This window comes from Halorubrum sp. GN12_10-3_MGM (genome assembly GCF_005435235.1).
Lineage (GTDB): Archaea > Halobacteriota > Halobacteria > Halobacteriales > Haloferacaceae > Halorubrum > Halorubrum ezzemoulense.
Genome location: NZ_SGUB01000009.1, coordinates 97,685 through 117,841, shown reverse-complemented (window position 1 = coordinate 117,841; position 20,157 = coordinate 97,685). Strand labels below are relative to the sequence as shown.

Sequence of the window (20,157 nt, the reverse complement as noted above, 5' to 3'; positions counted from 1 at the left end):
CAAATCAACAATGAATCAATCCGACACCTCTGATGGTGACGACCGTAGCACCGGCCTCGAACGACGCTCCGAGATCGTCTTCGTAACCGACGCACAGGACTGTAACCCGAACGGAAACCCGAAAGGAGAAAACAGGCCACGAATCGACCCTGTAACACAGCAATGCGTAGTTACTGATGTACGTCTAAAACGATATCTTCGTGACCAGCTGAACGACGATGGTCACGGAGTGTTCGTGAAGACGATGGGGGATGCTAGTTCGCGTGCGGCACTGGCACTTGACCGTCTTAGAGATGTTGAAGAGATTGATGAGCCGGAAGACCTTGACGAGATCGAGGATATTCATCGAGCCTTCTTAGATCATTCGTCGGATGTCAGGTATTTCGGCGCGACGCTCTCGTTCAACAAGGATCCTGAAGATGAACTCCACGCGGCAGTGAAAACTCAGTTCGAGGGTGCGAACTATACTGGTCCAGTACAGTTCTCGCCAGCACGGTCGCTCAATGCTGTCGAAACCAACGAGGAGTATGATACCTTGACCAGCGTTATTGCTACTCAGGAGGAGAAAACTACCGGAGGGTACGGTCTTGATGACAATCGAATCAAGTACGGCATCTTCCCGTTTCACGGATTAGTCGACGAGCATGGGGCAACGAACACACACCTCTCAGCGACTGATGTCAAACGTCTCGATACGCTCTGCTGGCGTTCGCTGAAGAACCAGACGATCTCGCGCTCGAAGCTCGGACAGGAACCACGGCTGTACGTCCGTGTTGAGTATAACACTGAAGGATACCATATCGGTGATCTCCATCACGGCGTTGGTCTTGATTCGGATCGCTCAAAACCAGAGGCAGAACTGCGAACCGTAAATGACGCTTATTTGGATGTGAGCGATCTCACAGCACGGTTGAGAGACCACGCACCGCATATTCATACGGTTCACACTGTCGGAAGTGAGCAACTGCAAATCACTGACGGGGAAAACGTTCTTGGAACAGCGGCCGACTTCCCGGATCATCTCGAAGCCCAAGCCGATCTCGATGTTCATTCGGTTGATGTCTACGAGGAGTTCGGGGAGACACTCCCAGATAACGATGGCTCGGCGTGATGTCGACGCGGATCCGGTCGTTCCCGCTGACGCGCAGTCTGTCGAGCCGCCAACTATCAACGATATGGGGGTTCCGGATCGGTGTCTCTCACTAACGGTTCGTGCCGACTGGGGACACTTTCGCCGAGTCGACCGGACGGTCACGAAACAGACCTACCGGTTGCCGCCTCGGACGACCATTGCTGGAATGCTGGCGGCGATGGTAGGATCAAGTCGAGACTCATACTACGAGATGTTCGCTCCGGAGGTCTCAGCGATAGCAATCGAGCCACTTGGTACGATCCGAACCATTACTGAGCCGATGTTGGGACTCAGCACGAACCCGGATGAGCACTTCGAAAATGCGGGTGGCACTGGACAAAAAACGGTGAAAGCTAGCTATCCGGACAGCACATCAAATCGCCAACTCCATAGCTACGAACTGCTTGTCGACCCTGCGTATCGGATTGATGTAGCGGTTGAAGACGAGGAGTTCTACCGTGCGCTCGCACACCGACTCAAGACCGGCACGACGCACTATCCATTGTCGATGGGATTGTCGGAATACCTCGCTTGGATCGAGTTTCATGGTGAGCGTACTGTTGAGGTCTGTGATGACGAGGTTGTCAAGGTCGATTCGGCAGTTCCTGGCGGTGTGGAGTCGGTTGTCCCACACGAAGGCGTTCGAACCCATGTCGAACGAATGCCCTCGTTCATGGAAGCTGACGAACGTGGACGACGGACGACCGGGTTCGACGATTACACATTCACTACGGATGACAGTGCGATATCAGTTAGATCCGGTAGTGTAGTACCGTCCCAGATCAGTGATCGGTCAGTAATCTTCGGATGATACCGAAATCCCGCGGGTAACCGCCCGATCCGCGATGCAATCTCGCGGCGGGACATATGGACGACCCTCTTGAAGAAATTATCTCCCATCCGGGAGAAGACGGTGAGCCAGCGGTTTCCCTTGACCAACACTTGCGGGTCGTTGGCGACCGTATGGTCGACCTCGGTACATTCTCAAGCAACGGTGATCCGTCAGACGACGAAATAGCTCGTTGTATCGGACGGCTTCATGATTTCGGGAAAGTGACGCCGATGTTTCAGCAACATGTTCGTGACGGTTACAACGGCGAGCAAAAGTACACGTATCACTCCCGAATCGGCGCGTTCGCTGTCGCTCACGCGCTTGAGAGGATGGGTGCGGATGAACGTACCCAGTTAGCCGGATTTCTCGCTGTCTCTCACCACCACGGAAACCTCAAAAACACTGCTCACTACGTCGAAACCGATGTCATCGAACCCGAGCGCAAGGAGACTGCACCGAAACGATGGGCAATACCCCAAGTCGAGACAATCGATACCGAATGTCCCGACGCTGCGGATGTCATACTGCAAAAGGCCTCTGACGGTACCGCTACATGGGATACGTTTTGTGAATCAATCAATTCAGACAAATTGCTCTCAGGTATTGAAAATCTCGTGACGGAACCGGTTGCACTAGATATCCGCGACCCTGATTCGGCGGCACTTCCGAACCAGCTCTATGATCAATTTCTCCGGTACTGGGGTGCGCTCACAATCTCTGATAAGACACATGCTTCGACCCCTGAACTGGAGGACTCGACCAGTTTGCTCCCCCATGCGCTTTCGATCACTGATCTCGAAAATCATATTAGCAATCTACAATCCGAACCACACTCGTCCTCCCGCGTAGCACAACTAAATGACCGTCGTGAAAACGCACGACAAGAATCGATGAATAGCGGCGTTGACCGGCTACTCAATACTGACGCCGATATCGGGTTACTCACACTCCCGACAGGGCTTGGAAAAACATTTGCGGGTATTTCAACAGCGTTCGCAGTTCGAGATCGAATTGCCAAGACGCGAAATCTCGATACTAAACCGACGGTAATCTACGCGCTCCCATACACCTCCATCATTGAGCAAACCCGTGAGATATTCGAATCGAAAGTATGGGGTGCTGATCCGTCAAGCCGCGAGTTCACTGTTCACCACTATCTCAGCGACACCGTCACCGAAATCGATACAGAACTCAACCCCGAGGGATCGGCTGACACTGATGAGAAAGTTCCGCCACCGTCGATGCTCGGCGAAAGTTGGCGGTCTGGCGTGGTGTTAACAACTTTCGTCCAACTGTTTGAGAGTCTCGCTGGGCCAACTAACACCCAAGGACTGAAACTTCCTGCACTCACAAACAGCGTGATCGTTCTCGATGAGCCACAAACGCTTTCGAAACCGTGGTGGCCAGCGATACGACGACTCACTGAAACGCTTACCGAGGAGTTTGATGCCACCATTGTTTCGATGACTGCCACCCAACCAACACTATTTACTGAGGCCTCACAGCTCGAATCAGTACCACTTGTTACTGATGTGGATGAACACTTTAGAGCCACAGAACGGGTCACCTACGCAGTCGGTGACTCAGTGTGGAACTATCCGGAAACCCCACCCATAGAGCACGCTGATGCAGCCCAACAGATCGTCGATGATGTGCTCAACGAAACGAGCGATTCATCAGCGTGTTCTGCGATGGCAATCTGCAATACTATTCTGAGTTCACGAGAACTCACTGAATATGTCGTTGCGAAGGGACGTGAAGCCACTGGGATTTCCGTTACACATCTCGGTGAAATCTACGAGGATGTTTTGCAAACCCAGACACCTACTCCGGAAAGCAAGTCGGAAGCCACGCCGGAGGATCGTCTATCAAGCAGTACGATTGCGGATGAAACGCTTCGTCGACTTGGCTTTCGAACTGATGACGACGATGAGTGGATTTGGAACGGTGATCCGTCCGCACGACCGCTATTCGTTGGGACGTTCAACTCACGCTATCGGCCGTACGACCGGCGAGCATTGATCCAAGTGGCGGATGTGCTCGCAACCGCTGGCGTCCCGTTCGTGTTCGTTTCGACGCAGGCAGTCGAGGCTGGAGTCGACATAAGTTTCGCCCGTGTTTATCGTGACCTTGCATCGCTCGACAGCATCGTCCAAGCAGCAGGACGATGTAACCGCTCTTTCGAGTGGGGAGAACGTGGCGGAGAAGTGACTCTCTGGTTTCTCGCTGACCCCGATGACCCAGAATCTGATCCCCCTGCCACCTATATTTATGAAACACCGGATATCGGCGGCCATCTTGACCTCGTCGTTCAAAAAATCAAAACCGCTGTCGAAACAGCAGATGCCCCGCCAGAAAAGGTTCCCGAGACGACGTTCACCCGGGATGCCATCGTGAGCTATTTCGAGGACATTGACGAGCAGATATCCGACCGAAAAGAACTCGTTACGGCGATTGAGGAGTGTGACGGTTCGACGCTGGGGAGATCTTCACTTATCGACGAAACGTACAGAACAGTCGACATACTAGTTGCGGTCACCGAACTCGACCGAATGCTAATTGAGAAGATTGGTGATAATTTTGATGTCGGGAACAAGCCACGAGGATTCGAACTGTTGAATGACCTCGTTGATATGCGTGTTTCGATACCAGTACGCGATATCGAGGAGAATCTCCCAATGGCGAATCGGGTTGATAGGAAAGAACGTGGTGACTCAGAGGGGGTGAACGTGTTTGTTCATACTGGAGGCGGAGGCGACGGTGAGTATGCACTTTCTGAAGGTGGCTTTATTGCCGAGGAGGACGATCCGATTGCCCGACGATTTACAACATAAGTATGACAAATAGTACAGACTCAAATGAGGTTTCTGGCGGCGAGGACAATCTCATCTCGGAGTTCATTGAACGCGAACGCGCTCCCCATCGTGAACCACGCGTTCGAGTAACCGGGCTTCTTGTCCAGTACTATCATGTTTGTAAGCGTGAACTCTGGTTTATGTCACGCGGTATCGACATCGACCGCGGAGCAGCAAACATCCGCCGTGGAACGCATATTGACGAAACCAGTTACCGCGACAAGCGTCGGTCGTTTCAAATAAACGGTCGCATCGCGCTGGATATGCTCGATTCCGGCGAAGTGATGGAAGTCAAGGCCTCGTCGACGCTCGAAAAACCAGCGCGAATGCAGCTGCTCTACTACCTGTGGTACCTCGACCACATCCTCGATATCCAACGGGAGGGCGTACTCGCGTACCCAGCGGAACGAAAACGCGAGGAAGTCAGTCTGACCGACGAGAACGCAGCCGCCGTCGAGGAGACAATATGCGGCATTATCGAGGTTGTTGAGAGCGACACACCGCCAGAACTGGAGAAGAAACCGTACTGCGATTCCTGTTTGTATCAGGACATTTGTTGGCTCTGATCATGACCAAAGACAACCACCACGTATTCACCGACGGCGAGCTTTCGCGTAGCGAAGGCACACTTAGAATCGACACCCTTGACGGAGAGATGGAGCACCTGCCGGTCGAAAGTATCGATACCCTGTATCTACACGGCCAAATCGATTTCAATACACGCGCACTCGGACTCCTCAACGATCACGGTGTTCCCACTCACGTCTTCGGCTGGAAAGACTACTACAAAGGGTCGTATCTCCCGAAACGGAGCCACATCTCAGGAAACACGGTCGTCGAACAGGTTCGTGCATACGACGATGCTGATCGCCGGCTTGGGATTGCCAAATCGATGATTGAGGCAAGTATTCATAACATGCGGGCAAATCTTGTCTACTACAACGCCCGCGATTGTTCGTTCGACACAGAAATCAACCGACTTGAATCACTCAAGACGGAAGCGAGCGGGGTTGACAGCATTGACACGCTCCGTGGAACCGAGGCAACCGCCCGGAAAACGTACTACTCCTGTTTCAGTGAGATTCTGCGAGAGCCGTTTTCGCTTGACCGCCGAGAGTACAACCCACCAACGAACGAGACGAACGCGCTCATCTCGTTCCTCAACTCGATGGTTTACACGGCTTGTGTCTCAGCCATCCGCAAAACAGCACTTGATCCGACAGTCGGATTTATGCATGAACCCGGAGATCGGCGATTCACGCTTTCGCTTGACATCGCTGATATATACAAGCCAATTCTTGCAGATCGCGTCTTGTTCCGTCTCGTGAACCGGCAACAGATTAGCCCTGATGAGTTCGAATCAGATCTCGATGGTTGTCTGCTTACCGAGGACGGTCGTCTGACAGTACTCGAAGAGTACGAGGAAACGCTTGATAGAACAGTTGAGCACCCTCGTTTGAAACGAAAGGTGAGCTATAAGACGCTTGTCCAGACGGACGTGTACAGCTTGAAGAAACACATCCTAACTGGCGAACCATATCGTCCAACTGAACGGTGGTGGTGAGATGTTCGTACTCATTACATACGATGTTCCAGCAGAGCGAACCGACATTTACCGCAAACTCCTTCGAAGTCGACTAGAACACCTCCAACAGTCCGTCTTCTATGGGGATATTACCGAAGGCCAATTAGTCGGCATCAAGCAGGATATCAAATCAGAACTCATTGACGAGGATTCAATCTATATCTTTCAAGCGGATGTTTCAGCTGCAGTTGAGTACACTGTTTTGGGTGCTGGTGACGAACCGGGCAGCCGTTTCACCTAATTTTCGTCGACCCCCCAGTGTCTGCTCAGAATTAGGGGTCGACGAAAGCGATAAGTGATATACCGGCTATAGGGCCACTGTGTCGGCTAATTTGGCACATGTTTCAGACGAACCCTCGTGGGGTTGAAGCGACAGGGGAGGCCACAGACACGCTCCATTATGGCTCTGTTTCAGACGAACCCTCGTGGGGTTGAAGCTAATATCGTATTCAACGCTTATCTCAAAATCCACAGGTTTCAGACGAACCCTCGTGGGGTTGAAGCGACGAAGCGACCTCGACGACACATATCGGCGGGGATGGTTTCAGACGAACCCTCGTGGGGTTGAAGCTGGCAGTACGTGACGGTTGCCGTCGGCGGCCCGAGTTTCAGACGAACCCTCGTGGGGTTGAAGCTATCTAATCTAAGCGAACAATACAACAACAACGTGAGTTTCAGACGAACCCTCGTGGGGTTGAAGCGTCGCCGGGACGGAACGGCGACACACACCTATGGTTTCAGACGAACCCTCGTGGGGTTGAAGCCACTTCCTGAACGTGGGGCTCTCTAAGAGATCTGGTTTCAGACGAACCCTCGTGGGGTTGAAGCGTCCAATTCGAGGAGGACGCGCTCGTCGCGAACCAGGGTTTCAGACGAACCCTCGTGGGGTTGAAGCCGGATTCGCCTCGACGTGGGGGCCGACTCTCCTCGCGTTTCAGACGAACCCTCGTGGGGTTGAAGCACGGTGATCGAGGCGACTGACGAGGAGGGTAACGAGGTTTCAGACGAACCCTCGTGGGGTTGAAGCGCATAATCAATAACCTCAGACGGACCGTTCGGAGCTGTTTCAGACGAACCCTCGTGGGGTTGAAGCACGGAGGGCGGCGTCTGGAACCAGATGGCCCGCGGTTTCAGACGAACCCTCGTGGGGTTGAAGCTCCTGAACGAGCTCGTCGGCGACGTCGACGACGCCGGTTTCAGACGAACCCTCGTGGGGTTGAAGCGAGTTCACGATCCCGGACACCAGCAAACAGCGGCGTTTCAGACGAACCCTCGTGGGGTTGAAGCACGCTGATGCACTGGGGGCTGCCGTATCACAAGGCGTTTCAGACGAACCCTCGTGGGGTTGAAGCGGGTTCGGTGGGCCACTGTCGTCGTCGACGCGCGATGTTTCAGACGAACCCTCGTGGGGTTGAAGCGGCTTGTCGGCGACCTCTGCCAACTCGATCGTCGAGTTTCAGACGAACCCTCGTGGGGTTGAAGCTCCTCGATCTCTTCGTCGGTCGGATCGTCCAGATCGTTTCAGACGAACCCTCGTGGGGTTGAAGCTATTGACAATATGGGCTAAAAGGCGACTTATCTTGCGTTTCAGACGAACCCTCGTGGGGTTGAAGCGAATTCAGGTGAGTTGGTGCTTGCTTTGCTAGTTCGTTTCAGACGAACCCTCGTGGGGTTGAAGCACCGGTTCCTTCGAGAGTGACGCTTCCTGTCTCTGGTTTCAGACGAACCCTCGTGGGGTTGAAGCGTCCAGTTCCTCATCAGTTCCTCGCGGGCCTCGGTTTCAGACGAACCCTCGTGGGGTTGAAGCAGTAACGCGTGACGGGACAGAGACAACGGGACAAGAGTTTCAGACGAACCCTCGTGGGGTTGAAGCGAGCGTCTCGGCGAGTGTCTGGAGGAGGACCCGCGGGTTTCAGACGAACCCTCGTGGGGTTGAAGCGCCAGCAGCTCGCGCCGCGACATTGAGCGGCTCGCGTGTTTCAGACGAACCCTCGTGGGGTTGAAGCGCTTCGCAAAAGTCTACCACAAAGGGATTCAACCCTTGTTTCAGACGAACCCTCGTGGGGTTGAAGCGACTCCTCGAAGGTCGGCCGGTACGGGGCCCTAGGTTTCAGACGAACCCTCGTGGGGTTGAAGCGGCGGCGCGTCGTCGCTACAAGACACCGTCACGAGTTTCAGACGAACCCTCGTGGGGTTGAAGCTGATAGTCCTCCAAGGGAACGAGCGACTCGATAGCGTGTTTCAGACGAACCCTCGTGGGGTTGAAGCGTTGCTACCAAACTGCCAATTCCCCTCGTCGGGGTCGTTTCAGACGAACCCTCGTGGGGTTGAAGCGGAGCCGGGGGCGGCGACTCTCGCGGCAACTTCTCGGTTTCAGACGAACCCTCGTGGGGTTGAAGCTCGACGCAGACGATTGACTTCCGCATCCAACCGATCGTTTCAGACGAACCCTCGTGGGGTTGAAGCGGGGGTGACGCGCCACGCGTGAGACATGGCTCTCACGTTTCAGACGAACCCTCGTGGGGTTGAAGCACCGTGTCAAATGATTGTTCTGATACTGTGTCCAAGGGTTTCAGACGAACCCTCGTGGGGTTGAAGCACCGCGGAGCGGGACATTCGCGGGAGGGAGCCGCAAGTTTCAGACGAACCCTCGTGGGGTTGAAGCTCGACCTCTTGGTTCGCGACGAGCGCGTTGTCATCGGTTTCAGACGAACCCTCGTGGGGTTGAAGCTTCGAGTTCGGAACGAGCCCGCACACGATCCGCGGTTTCAGACGAACCCTCGTGGGGTTGAAGCGGTGTGGACCGTCGCATGGACCGCGACGCGCGCCGAGTTTCAGACGAACCCTCGTGGGGTTGAAGCTCGGCGGGAGTTGGGGCTGGACGACTCGCTCGACGGTTTCAGACGAACCCTCGTGGGGTTGAAGCCGGCAGGCACTCGGGATTCTCAAAGAACAGGCGAAGTTTCAGACGAACCCTCGTGGGGTTGAAGCACGCATATTCGCAACCAGTTTGAAAGGGTTATCGGGTTTCAGACGAACCCTCGTGGGGTTGAAGCGCAATACGGTGCCGGTGACATCCCCACTGAAGATGGTTTCAGACGAACCCTCGTGGGGTTGAAGCTCATCGTGTCCTCCGTCGTGCTCATGCGTGGTCGTGAGTTTCAGACGAACCCTCGTGGGGTTGAAGCTCGACGTGTCCCTGAGCTCGCTCGCCAAGGTGCGCGTTTCAGACGAACCCTCGTGGGGTTGAAGCTCGACGTGTCCCTGAGCTCGCTCGCCAAGGTGCGCGTTTCAGACGAACCCTCGTGGGGTTGAAGCGCGAAGGACCGCAACGTCGAGAATCCCGACGCCGTCGTTTCAGACGAACCCTCGTGGGGTTGAAGCAGGTTGTCAGTCCACGCGGCCATGTCGATGCCGAGTTTCAGACGAACCCTCGTGGGGTTGAAGCGGATCGGCGGGACCACGGTGGATGTGCCAACGGCGGGTTTCAGACGAACCCTCGTGGGGTTGAAGCGCCTGGACGAGCGCCGCGTAGTCCTGGAGTTCGAGGCGTTTCAGACGAACCCTCGTGGGGTTGAAGCGGGCACCGTCACGGTATCCGGGAGCGACGCCAGCGTGGTTTCAGACGAACCCTCGTGGGGTTGAAGCCGGTCGCCCGGCTCGGTCGTGATGTTCGAGAGCCCGTTTCAGACGAACCCTCGTGGGGTTGAAGCGTCAGGGTAGTAATCAGAGAGGTCCCGACGTGCGACGTTTCAGACGTACCCTCGTGGGGTTGAAGCTCGGAGATGCCGGCCTCCTCTGCTAACTCCTCGGCGTTTCAGACGTACCCTCGTGGGGTTGAAGCGTCGGCCGGGAACCGCACCGGGTCGCGGTCGATCGTGTTCCAGACGAACCCTCGTGGGGTTGAAGCGAGCAAGATGTCGAGCTCCCCCACATGTTCGATCCGGTTTCAGAAGAGCCCTACATGTCGAGATAGGGGCCGCAAGCCCGAAACGTGGTACTACGGCCTATCGCTCATTTGCCCACCGTAGTTCTGATAGGATATTTGAAATTAGGTGGGCTAAAAGAGCGCTTATCGGGATTCAGTACCCCAAAAACCGCACAGACAAGTTCTGTGCTACTCCTGGTTCGGTTACCTTCCCCGATGCGGCGACGGAGTGAGCCGCGGCGTAGCGACGGCACGAACGTCGAACTCGTCGGTGAGTCCCACGAGCGCGGCGGTCTTGTGGTCGCGTCAGGCTGCGATCGCTGACTCTCAGTCTCGAGGTGGTCGTCAGTGACCCACGACTGAAATCACGGGCTTCTGTCTTGTACCTCTGTGTGATTAACGCTTGGATACGTGGCAAATAAAGGGACTTCGAGTCGTGATCGCAGGGGCTGTGTCACTCCTCGTCGGAGTTCCGGAACGAGGGCCAGAATACCTATCTGAGTTGGTAACCACTCGCCGTTATGGACAGCGAGAAAGAGAAGATGCTGAACGGAGACCTGTACGACGCCGACACACCCGAACTCCTGTCCGAACGGGAGCGCGCCCGCAAGCTCACGAGACGATATAACCGAACGATGGCGGACGACGCCGAGGAACAACGGGATCTGTTAGAGGAGTTGTTCGGGTCGCTCGGTGAGGAGTGTTACGTCGAGCCGCCGTTCCGCTGTGACTACGGATACAACATCCACGTGGACGAAGACTTCTACGCGAACTTCGACTGCGTGATATTAGACGAGTGTCGGGTGGATATCGGACGGAACTGTCTGATCGGCCCGGGCGCGCACATCTACACCGCGACTCATCCGCTCGACGCGGACGAGCGGATCACGGGTCAAGAGTATGCCAAGCCCGTCACGATCAGTGATAACGTCTGGATCGGTGGGCAGGCGGTTCTCAATCCCGGCGTAACGGTCGGTGACAACGTCGTAGTTGCATCCGGGGCTGTCGTGACGGAAGATGTGCCCGACGATGTCGTCGTACAGGGGAATCCCGCCACAGTTGTGAAGAACCTCGAGGCAACCCAATAGTCCCCGGCGGACAGGGGTTCTGCCGACCGAAACCGAACTGAGAGATCCACCGTGTGGATCGTCAACGAGCTTCTCGACGAGTACCGTCTATACTGAGTCACGCAACCGAGTGCTGTCGGCGCGTTCCACGCCTGGAACGGCGTTCGTACTGACTTCCGGCCGGAAAACCGACCCTGCCTCGGCTACCCCGGGTCTTCGTGTACAATTTCGCCGTCAACGACCGTGAGATCCACGTCAATGTCCGCAATCGACTCCGGCTCGGCGAACGGGTCCGCGCCGAGCACGACCGCGTCAGCGAGCTTACCGGGCTCGAGTGTTCCCTTCTCCGCTTCGGTGAACTCCGCGTACGCCGCGTCCCGCGTATACGCCGCGATCGCCTCGTCGACGGAGAGGCGCTGCGTGTCGTGTGGCGCGTTGACCGCGTGGTGGATGCCGTGGAGCGGTCCGATCGGCATCGTGTCGCTGCCGAACGCGAGGGGGACGCCGGCGTCCCGCACGCTACGGAAACGGTTGTTGCCGCCGCGGGCCTCGCTCCCGATGACGGTCTCGTAGATCCCGCCCTTGCCGGCCCACTGGAGGAAGTTCGGCTGCATGCTCGCGACGATCCCGAGCTCCGCCATCCGGTCTATCGCCGCGTCGGTGGCCAGTTCCACGTGTTCGATCCGGAGTCTCGGATCCGGTACGCGGTAGTCGTCGAGCACCGCCTCGTAACAGTCGAGTACAGTGTCGATCGCCACGTCGCCGAGCGCGTGCGTGGCGATCTGCTGGTCGGCTCGCGCCGCGGTCCGGAACAACTCGGAGAGCTCGGACTCGGTCGTCACCATCGTCCCGTCGTTGTCGGGGTCGTCGACGTACGTCCCGGAGATCTTCCCCGTTCGCGCGCCGAGAGAGCCGTCGGAGAACGTCTTGAGCCCGCCGATCCGGAGCCAATCGTCGCCGAACCCGGACGCGATCTCGAGGTCAGACAGCGACTCCGCCTTCCCGGAGTGGACGTAAAACGTCACCCGAAGCCCTAGCTCGTCGTCTCGCCACGCGCCGAAGAACGCCGCATGGATCGGGCTCCCGAACTCCTGTGGCGCGGTAAGTCCTGACATGTTCTGGACCGACGTGACGCCGAGCTCGTGCGCTCGCTCCGTCGCCGCCGCGAGCGCGCGGCGGGCCTTCTCGCCGCGCGGGTACGTCGCCTGCTTCACGCGACCGGCGGCGTCCTCCACGAGCACGCCCGTCGGCTCCCCGCTGTCGTCACGCTTCACATCGCGTTCCACGCCGTCGAGGTCAACTCGGTCGACCGCGGGACCGTTGACGGCCGCGGCGTGTCCGTCGACGCGCATCGCCGCGACGGGGTGTTCCTCGCTCACCGCGTCCAGATCGGTTCGGGTGAGGTGTCCGTCGTCGTCGGGCCACGTCGTCTCGTCGAAGTTGTAGCCGAGCACCCACTCGCCGGGCTCCGTCGCCGTCGCGTTCTCCCGGAGCATCGAGAGCGCCTCCGCGCGGTCGTCCGCGCCGGCGAGGTCGGTCTCGAGCCGATCGATCCCGACCGACAGCAAGTGCGTGTGCGCGTCATTGAACCCCGGGAGGACGACCCGACCGTCCAGGTCGACGATCCGCGGGTCGGTCGCGGTCGCCTCAACGGTCTCCGTATCACCGACCGCGGCGACATGCCCGTCGCGGAACAGGACCGCCTCGGCCACCGTCCGGTCGTCGTCGAACGTGTGCACGGCGCCGCCGCGCAGGAGGAGCTCGGTCACGGGACTACTCCTCGCCGTCCGGCCAGCGCTCGATGTACACGGTCTCGTCGGTGTAGAACCGGACGACGTCCTCGGCCTGCGCATGCAGGTCGCCGAAGAAGGAGTCCTTCTGCCCCCCGAAGTGGAAGAAGGCCATCGGCGCCGCGGTGCCGACGTTGATACCGACGTTCCCCGCCTCGAGCTCGTGGCGGCATGTCGCCGCCTCGTCGCCGCGGTTCGTGAAGACGGAGGCGGCGTTGCCGTAGCGGCTCCGGTTGGCGATGTCGATCGCCTCGTCCAGATCGCCGGCCCGAATCAGCGCCAGCACCGGTCCGAACAGCTCCTCGGTCGCGATTGTCATCTCCGGCGTCACCTCACCGAAGACCGAGGGTGCGAGGAAGCACCCCTCGTCGGAGGCGGCCTGCTCGCGCCCGTCGAGCAACAGTTCCGCGCCCTCCTCGACGCCGGTCTCGATGGCGGACTCGATCCGGGCTTTCGCCTCGTTGGAGACGACCGGCCCGATGTCGACGCCCTCGTCGAGGCCGTTGCCGACGGTCTGTGCCGCGGCCCGGTCGACGACGAGCTCCGCGAACTCGTCGTACACGTCGTCGTGGACGACCGCGACCGGGTTCGCCAGACAGCGCTGTCCGGTGTTGGCGAACGCCGAACTCACGGTCTTCTTGGCGGCGTACGACAGGTCCGCCGCGTCGCTCACGATGACGTGGTTCTTCGCGCCGCCCTGCGCCTGCACGCGCTTACCGTTCGCGGCCGCCGTCTCGTAGACGTGCTTCGCGACGCCCGTGCTCCCGACGAACGAGGCCCCGACCACGTCGTCGTGCGCCAACAGCCCGTTCACCGTGTCCGGGCCGCCGTGAACCAGTGAGACGACGCCGTCCGGGAAGCCGGCGCGTTCGAGCAGTTCGAACAGCGCGATCGCGGTGTACGGCGTTCGCTCGCTCGGCTTGAGCACGAACGCGTTCCCGCACGCGACCGCGTACGGGAGGAACCACAGCGGGATCATGCCGGGGAAGTTGAACGGCGTGATCGCCGTGAACACCCCGAGGGGATGGCGGACCGCCGTCTCGTCTATCCCCGGCGCGGCGTGCTGGAGGTGCCCGCCCTGCAGCAGCGTTGGCGCGCCGCAGGCGACCTCGACGTTCTCGATTCCGCGGCGGAGCTCGCCTTCGGCCTCCCCCTTCGTTTTCCCGTGCTCGCGGACGAGCAGCTCCGCGATCTCCGTTTGGTGCTCCTCCAGTAGCGACTTGAACCGGAACAGCGGCTGAATGCGCTCTTCGACCGGCGTCTGCCGCCATTCCTCGAACGCCTCGCCCGCCCGTTTCACCGCGGCGTCGACGTCGGACTCGGTGCTGATCGGAGTGTCACCAAGCGCCTCACCGGTCGCCGGATCGACGACCGTCTCGGCGAGGCCGCCGCTTGGGCGCGTCCACTCGCCGTCGACGTAGTTCGCGATCGGCCGGTCGAGGAGGTCGTACAGGTCGGTGGCTTCCCGCTCGCTGGTTCCGTCGACGCTCATTCGATCTGCTCCCCCTCGATCACGATCTCGCGCTCCGCGAGCTCGTCGATGAACTGCTCTGGATCGAACAGCTCCTCGGGCGGCTTCGCGCCCGCTCCGGTCACGTCGCCCTGCCCGACGAGCACCGCCGCGATGCCCATCGGGACGCCCGTCCAGACCGCGGTCGCCTTCAGACCCCAGTCGTCGAGTCGCGACTCGACCACGGTCGAGTACCGGTACTGGGCGTGTTCGCCGTCCTCCGTCCCGGCGACGTCCACGCGGAACGATTTCCACTCCTCCGCCGGACCGGGCTTCGGCTGCCGATCGAGGTGCCAGTCGAGGAACTCGCGGGGCGAGGTCTCGACGCCCTTGTACTCCACGGGCTCTTCGCTGGTGAGGTTCAGCCCGATGAGCACGTCACAGATGTTGACGAGGTCCGGGGAGAACGCGACGCGGAAGTCGACGTCCTCGACGCCGGGGAAGGTGGTCGGCATCGTTGCCAGCTCCGAGTGGATGCTGTGGAACCCCTCCACCTCGCCGACCGGGGACGGCATGGTGTACGTCTCGCGGCCGGAGAGCGGATCGAGCGTCCGATACTCGCCGTCTTCATAGACGACGGGGTCCATCGTCAGCTCGTCGAGGATCGTCTTCGCGGAGTAGGCGAACCCCTCGCCGCCGCCGCGCGCGCCGGTGCGGATGTGGATCGATTCGACCTCGTCGAGGTGACTCGCGCCCATCGCGGTCGCGACGTTCGTCAGCCCCGGGCTCGCACCCATTCCGAGGACGGCGGTCAGTCCGGCCTCGGCGAACTGATCGTCGTATTCCAACTGGTCCTGCGTCTTGTGGTACAGCCCGCCGAGGTCGAGGTAGTGACAGTCCGCGTCGAGACACGCCTCCATCACCGCGACGTTAAACGCGTACGGGAGGGCGTTGGCGACCACGTCGGCGTCGGCGATCGTTTCGACCACGCTCTCGTGGTCGGTCACGTCGACACGCGCCGTCTCGACGTCGCCCGGTAGTTCGGCGGCGAACTCGTCCGCGGAGTCGATGTCCGCGTCCGCGATGAGGAGGTCGTCGATCGCCTCGTTTTCGGCGAGTTCCCACGACGTTGCTCGACCCATCGCGCCGCAACCGCCCAGCGCGACGACTTTCATTCCGCTCCTCCGTAGTTCATCATTACAGATTTCACTTGTGTCATAGCTTCTAAGTGCCACTTACTGCCGTACCGCCCGCCGGAACCGCTCTCGCCGTAGCCGCCGAACGGGAGCAGTCGTTCCCAGTAGTTGTTCGTCTCGTTGATGAACACGCCCCCCGCCTTGATGCGGTTCGCAGCGTCGTGGGCGCGTTCCAGCGAATCGGTGAAAACCGCCGCCTGAAGCCCGTACGGCGAACGGTTCGCTATCTCGATCGCCTCCTCGTACGAGGACGCAGTGATGACCGGCGTCACCGGGCCGAACGTCTCCTCGGTGGCGACTGCCATCTCCTCGGTCACGTCGTCGAGGACGGCCGGTGCGAAGAACAGCCCGTCTGTCTCGCCCCCGGTCCTGACCGTCGCACCGCGTTCTACGGCGTCGTCGAAGTGCGCACGCGCCTTCGACTGGATCCGCTCGGAGATCATCGGTCCGACATCGACTCCGTCCTCAAAGGGATCCCCGAGCACGAGGTCCTCTGTCCGCTCCACTATGGCGTCGACGAGCTCGTCGTGGACGCCCTCGGTCGCGATGACGCGCTCCGTCGCGCAGCAGACCTGTCCCGCGTTCCAGTTGCTGCCCGAGACGATGCTATTGGCCGCGTGCTCCACGTCCGCGTCGTCGAGAACGACGATCGGGTCCTTCCCGCCGAGCTCCAGCAGGCACTGGGCGTTGCGCTCGGCCGCGGTCTTCGCGATCTCCTGTCCGACCGCACTGCTGCCGGTGAACGCGATCAGGCGGATGTCGTCGTTGGCGACGAGCGAAGCGCCGGTCTCGCCGTCACCGGTGACGAGGTTGAACGCGCCGTCAGGGAGACTGGACTGCGCGAACGCCTCCGCGATGTGGTACGCCGTCAGCGGCGTCTCCTCCGGCGGCTTGAACACGACCGGGTTGGCCGTCGCGATGGCGGAGTAAATGCTTCCGCCCGGAATCTCCAGCGGGAAGTTCCACGGGGAGATAACGGCACACGGCCCATACGGCTCGCGCTGCGTGTACGCGAACTTGTCACGCCACTCGGAGGGGACGACGTCGCCGAACAGCCGGATGGCGTCGTGCGCGTAGTCCTCGCTGGACTCGATGACATACTCGGTCTCCTCGTAGGACTCGTGGAGGGGCTTCCCCTCCTCTTCGGTGATCCCCTCCGCGATCTCGTCTTCGTGCTCCTCGAAGTAGTCCGTCACCTCGTCGAGTACCTCCGCGCGCTCGAAGGCGGTCATTTCCTCGAGCTCCGTCTGGGCCCGACGGGCGGCGTCGACCGCGGACGCCACGTCCCGCCCGTTTGCTTGCGGGACCGTGTCGATGATCTCCCCCGAGACGGGAGAGACGACATCGATCTCGGCCGACGACTGGGAGCCGACCCACTCTCCATCGATGTACAGTTGGCGCATGTGTCGTGTCCTCGGTGGCCATACAACAACCCCCATAAAAAATCTTTCTCGATAACCGCCATGTAGCCGAAGTATATTCGGCCAAACCCGAGCTAAGGAGGAATACCAACGGGTAATCGGTTCTCACCGGATGTAGTCAGCCGCTTTCGACGGGGTCAGTACGGCGGATCGTCGAGCGCGACGTTGACTGACTTCGATCGGGTGTGCTCTTCGAGCGCCTGCTGGGCGCACTCCCGGCCGAATCCAGACTGCTTGAACCCGCCGAAGGGCGTCCCCGGGACCGTCCCGAAGTACTGGTTGACCCAGACGCTTCCCGCCTCCACGTCCGCGGCCGCCCGATGGGCCACAGACGGGTTCTCGGTCGCGATCCCCGCGGTGAGTCCGTAGTCGACGTCGTTCGCGATCTCGATCGCCTCCTCGTAGTCCGAGAACGTCATGAGGAACTGAACCGGTCCGAACACCTCCTCCTGACCGATTCGCATACCCGGCTCGACGTCGTCGAAGACGGTCGGCTGGTAGAAGGCGCCGTCGGCGTACTCGTCACCGTCCGGGGCCTCGCCGCCGCGGAGAACGCTTGCCCCCTCCTCGCAGCCCACGTCCACGTAGTCGTCGACGCTCTGCCGGTGGCCCTCGTAGGCCAACGGTCCCATCGTTGTTCCTTCTTCGAGGGGGTCGCCGGGTTCCCAACCGGAGAGCTCCTCCAGATACGCGTCGACGAACTCGTCTTTCACGTCCTCGTGGACGAGGATCCGCGTCGCCGAGTCGCAGGACTGCCCGGCGTTGTACATCCCGCCGGTCGCGGCGTTCGCGGCCGCCTCGTCGATGTCGGCGTCGGGGAAGACGATGAAGGGGTTCTTACCCCCGAGCTCGAGCGTGACGGGCGTCACGGAGTCCGCCGCGGTCCGCATGATCGACTGCCCGACCGGGACTGACCCCGTGAACGACACCTTTCCCACATTGGGATGGTCGATGATCGGTTCGCCCACGTCGCCTCCGGAGCCCGGGACGACGTTCAACACGCCTTCGGGCAGGACGTCGTCCGCCAGCTGCGCAGCGCGGATCACGGACAGCGGCGCCGGACTCGGCGGTTTGACGACCGTCGTGTTACCGGCCGCGAGCGCCGCCCCGACTTTCCACCCCATCAGGAGAATCGGGTAGTTCCACGGGAGGATCTGTCCCGTCACGCCGTACGGCTCTTGGCGGACATACGCGTGGGAATCCGCCCCCGTAGGAACGTATTCGCCCTCTTGGGCGACCGAGACGTTCGCGTAGTACTCGAAGAAGTCGAGACCGTTCTCTATGTCCGCCTTCGCGTACGCGAGTGGCTTCCCGACCTCCAACGTCTGTAGCAGCGCGAGCTCGTCGACGTTGTCCCGCAGTTCGTCGACCCACGTCCGAATCAGCTCGGCCCGGTCACCCGCGTCCATCGCTCCCCAGCCGTCCTCGTACGCCGTGTCGGCTGCCGCGACGGCGTCCTCGACGTCCGCGGTGCCGCACTGCGCGACCGTCGTGATCGGCTCGTCGATCGAGGGATCCGTCGGTTCGAACGTCTCTCCGTCGCTCGCCGGTCGGGTCTTCCCATCGATGTACGCGCCGAAATCAAGGGTCGCGATCTCTTCGTGCGCCTGTTCGTGTCGGTCTCGAATCGTGCCTGTGAAATTCATGATTGTGCTTCGGTTGTCGTTCGTATCGTCCCGGTCCGTTCGCCGGAGTCGTCTCGCTGGACATTCGCACGATCGTCGGTCAGCGCGAACGCGAGATCGGTGTCTCTCGGACTCTCGTCTACTCGGTGAGTACCACGCTGTTCTCCGCCGCCCAGCCGATCTGAACCGTCTCTCCCGTCTGGAGGTACGACCCCTGGTCCCGTATCTGCATGTCGACGGTGAACCGTCCGCCGTCGTCCAGTTCAACGACGAACTTGCCGAGGTTCCCCTTGTAGATCTCGTCGATGATCGTCGCCCGGAAGCTGTTGTCGAGCCCGGCGGCCTCATCGCCGATCCGGATCTTCTCGGGCCGGACCGCGAACCCAGCTGTCGCGTCGGCCTCCGGATTCGACGGAACGACATACGTGCGGCCGTTTCGGTCGATGGCCGCTCCGTCGGCAGTGTCGGAGTAATCACCGCGGACGAGATTCGTTTCACCAATGAAGTCCGCGACGAACTCCGTCGCGGGCTCCTCGTAGATCTCGGTGGCAGTGCCGAGCTGCTCGACGTGTCCGTCGTTCATCACCGCGATCTGGTCGCTCATCGTGAGCGCCTCCTCCTGATCGTGGGTGACGTAGATGAACGTCGTGTTCAGCTCTTCCTGCAGGTTTTTCAGCTCGACCTGCATGTTCTGCCGGAGCTTCAGATCGAGCGCCCCGAGCGGCTCGTCGAGCAGGAGCACGGCCGGCTCCGTGATCAGCGCCCGCGCTAGCGCGATGCGCTGCTGTTGGCCGCCGGAGAGCTCGCTGATCTGCCGGTCCTTGGTCCCGGGCAGCTCCACGAGTTCGAGCATCTCCTCGACGCGAGACTCGATCTCCTCGTTGGAACCCCTCCGAACGAGGCGCTTGACCGCCTGGCCGACCCCGCCGCGTCCGGTCTCGCCGCTGCCGTCGACCCCTTGCATCTGAAGACCGAACGCAACGTTCTCGCCGACGGTCATGTGCGGGAACAGCGCATACGACTGAAACACCATGCTGGTGTTACGTTCGAAGGGCGGAACGTTCGTCACGTCCTCGTCTTTGATGTACACTGCGCCTTCTGTCGGCGTCTCGAAGCCGTCGATACAGCGGAGCAGCGTCGTCTTCCCGCACCCGCTCGGTCCGAGCAGGGTGAGGAACTTCCCAGACTCGACCCGCAGATCGACATCATTAACGGCGACCACGTCGTCGAACCGCTTCGTCACGCCCTCCAGCCGGACGTCGTAATCCGTCATTCC

Annotated in this window: 13 protein-coding genes and 1 CRISPR repeat array; of the genes, 7 read left to right on the top strand and 6 right to left on the bottom strand. The window is 60.1% G+C overall.

Annotated features, from left to right (window positions below):
* Window positions 1-10: 10 nt before the first annotated feature.
* The 7 genes from cas7b to EXE47_RS08935 all read left to right on the top strand — a co-directional run bounded on the left by cas7b (window position 11) and on the right by EXE47_RS08935 (window position 11,420).
* Window positions 11-1,111, top strand: a complete 1,101-nt coding sequence (cas7b, locus tag EXE47_RS08965; RefSeq protein WP_137708172.1) for a type I-B CRISPR-associated protein Cas7/Csh2 — start codon at window positions 11-13, stop codon at window positions 1,109-1,111.
* Window positions 1,044-1,943, top strand: coding sequence for a type I-B CRISPR-associated protein Cas5b (cas5b, locus tag EXE47_RS08960; protein WP_321167112.1), 900 nt, complete (start codon window positions 1,044-1,046; stop codon window positions 1,941-1,943). Before cas7b ends, cas5b begins: the two co-directional genes overlap by 68 nt.
* Window positions 1,944-1,999: 56 nt before the next feature.
* Window positions 2,000-4,798, top strand: coding sequence for a CRISPR-associated endonuclease Cas3'' (locus tag EXE47_RS08955; protein WP_137708171.1), 2,799 nt, complete (start codon window positions 2,000-2,002; stop codon window positions 4,796-4,798).
* 161 nt (window positions 4,799-4,959) lie between these two features.
* Window positions 4,960-5,385, top strand: coding sequence for a CRISPR-associated protein Cas4 (locus EXE47_RS08950; protein ID WP_241997567.1), 426 nt, complete (start codon window positions 4,960-4,962; stop codon window positions 5,383-5,385).
* A gap of 2 nt (window positions 5,386-5,387) precedes the next feature.
* Window positions 5,388-6,383, top strand: coding sequence for a type I-B CRISPR-associated endonuclease Cas1b (cas1b, locus tag EXE47_RS08945; RefSeq protein ID WP_137708170.1), 996 nt, complete (start codon window positions 5,388-5,390; stop codon window positions 6,381-6,383).
* 1 nt (window position 6,384) lies between these two features.
* On the top strand, window positions 6,385-6,645 hold the full coding sequence (gene cas2, locus EXE47_RS08940; RefSeq protein WP_137708169.1) for a CRISPR-associated endonuclease Cas2: 261 nt from the start codon (window positions 6,385-6,387) through the stop codon (window positions 6,643-6,645).
* Between the two features lie 100 nt (window positions 6,646-6,745).
* Window positions 6,746-10,314: direct repeats of the CRISPR family, unit length 30 nt; unit sequence GTTTCAGACGAACCCTCGTGGGGTTGAAGC.
* A gap of 539 nt (window positions 10,315-10,853) precedes the next feature.
* Entirely contained in the window at window positions 10,854-11,420 is a 567-nt protein-coding gene (locus tag EXE47_RS08935; RefSeq protein WP_137708168.1) for a sugar O-acetyltransferase, read from the top strand.
* A 182-nt stretch (window positions 11,421-11,602) separates the two neighbouring features.
* Here the strand turns inward: EXE47_RS08935 and EXE47_RS08930 are convergent, their stop codons facing one another.
* The 6 genes from EXE47_RS08930 to EXE47_RS08905 all read right to left on the bottom strand — a co-directional run bounded on the left by EXE47_RS08930 (window position 11,603) and on the right by EXE47_RS08905 (window position 20,154).
* Entirely contained in the window at window positions 11,603-13,168 is a 1,566-nt protein-coding gene (locus tag EXE47_RS08930; protein ID WP_199237871.1) for an amidohydrolase, read from the bottom strand.
* Window positions 13,169-13,172: 4 nt separating this feature from the next.
* Complete coding sequence (locus tag EXE47_RS08925) at window positions 13,173-14,681, bottom strand: CoA-acylating methylmalonate-semialdehyde dehydrogenase (RefSeq protein WP_241997566.1); 1,509 nt, start codon at window positions 14,679-14,681, stop codon at window positions 13,173-13,175.
* A complete protein-coding gene (locus EXE47_RS08920) occupies window positions 14,678-15,814 on the bottom strand; it encodes a saccharopine dehydrogenase family protein (protein ID WP_049933011.1) in 1,137 nt (378 codons plus the stop codon). The genes EXE47_RS08925 and EXE47_RS08920 overlap by 4 nt, the downstream gene beginning before the upstream one ends.
* Window positions 15,811-17,238: an aldehyde dehydrogenase gene (locus tag EXE47_RS08915; RefSeq protein ID WP_049933012.1), complete on the bottom strand. Its 1,428-nt coding sequence runs from the start codon at window positions 17,236-17,238 to the stop codon at window positions 15,811-15,813. Before EXE47_RS08915 ends, EXE47_RS08920 begins: the two co-directional genes overlap by 4 nt.
* Before the next feature lie 155 nt (window positions 17,239-17,393).
* On the bottom strand, window positions 17,394-18,902 hold the full coding sequence (locus tag EXE47_RS08910; RefSeq protein WP_049933013.1) for an aldehyde dehydrogenase: 1,509 nt from the start codon (window positions 18,900-18,902) through the stop codon (window positions 17,394-17,396).
* A 118-nt stretch (window positions 18,903-19,020) separates the two neighbouring features.
* Entirely contained in the window at window positions 19,021-20,154 is a 1,134-nt protein-coding gene (locus EXE47_RS08905) for an ABC transporter ATP-binding protein (protein ID WP_049933014.1), read from the bottom strand.
* Between the last annotated feature and the right edge of the window lie 3 nt (window positions 20,155-20,157).

Coding starts and splice junctions, on each gene's coding strand:
- cas7b (WP_137708172.1), top strand. CDS start 11: ATGAATCAATCCGACACCTCTGATGGTGACGACCGTAGCACCGGCCTC.
- cas5b (WP_321167112.1), top strand. CDS start 1,044: ATGTTCATTCGGTTGATGTCTACGAGGAGTTCGGGGAGACACTCCCAG.
- EXE47_RS08955 (WP_137708171.1), top strand. CDS start 2,000: ATGGACGACCCTCTTGAAGAAATTATCTCCCATCCGGGAGAAGACGGT.
- EXE47_RS08950 (WP_241997567.1), top strand. CDS start 4,960: ATGTCACGCGGTATCGACATCGACCGCGGAGCAGCAAACATCCGCCGT.
- cas1b (WP_137708170.1), top strand. CDS start 5,388: ATGACCAAAGACAACCACCACGTATTCACCGACGGCGAGCTTTCGCGT.
- cas2 (WP_137708169.1), top strand. CDS start 6,385: ATGTTCGTACTCATTACATACGATGTTCCAGCAGAGCGAACCGACATT.
- EXE47_RS08935 (WP_137708168.1), top strand. CDS start 10,854: ATGGACAGCGAGAAAGAGAAGATGCTGAACGGAGACCTGTACGACGCC.
- EXE47_RS08925 (WP_241997566.1), bottom strand. CDS start 14,681: ATGAGCGTCGACGGAACCAGCGAGCGGGAAGCCACCGACCTGTACGAC.
- EXE47_RS08920 (WP_049933011.1), bottom strand. CDS start 15,814: ATGAAAGTCGTCGCGCTGGGCGGTTGCGGCGCGATGGGTCGAGCAACG.
- EXE47_RS08915 (WP_049933012.1), bottom strand. CDS start 17,238: ATGCGCCAACTGTACATCGATGGAGAGTGGGTCGGCTCCCAGTCGTCG.
- EXE47_RS08910 (WP_049933013.1), bottom strand. CDS start 18,902: ATGAATTTCACAGGCACGATTCGAGACCGACACGAACAGGCGCACGAA.
- EXE47_RS08905 (WP_049933014.1), bottom strand. CDS start 20,154: ATGACGGATTACGACGTCCGGCTGGAGGGCGTGACGAAGCGGTTCGAC.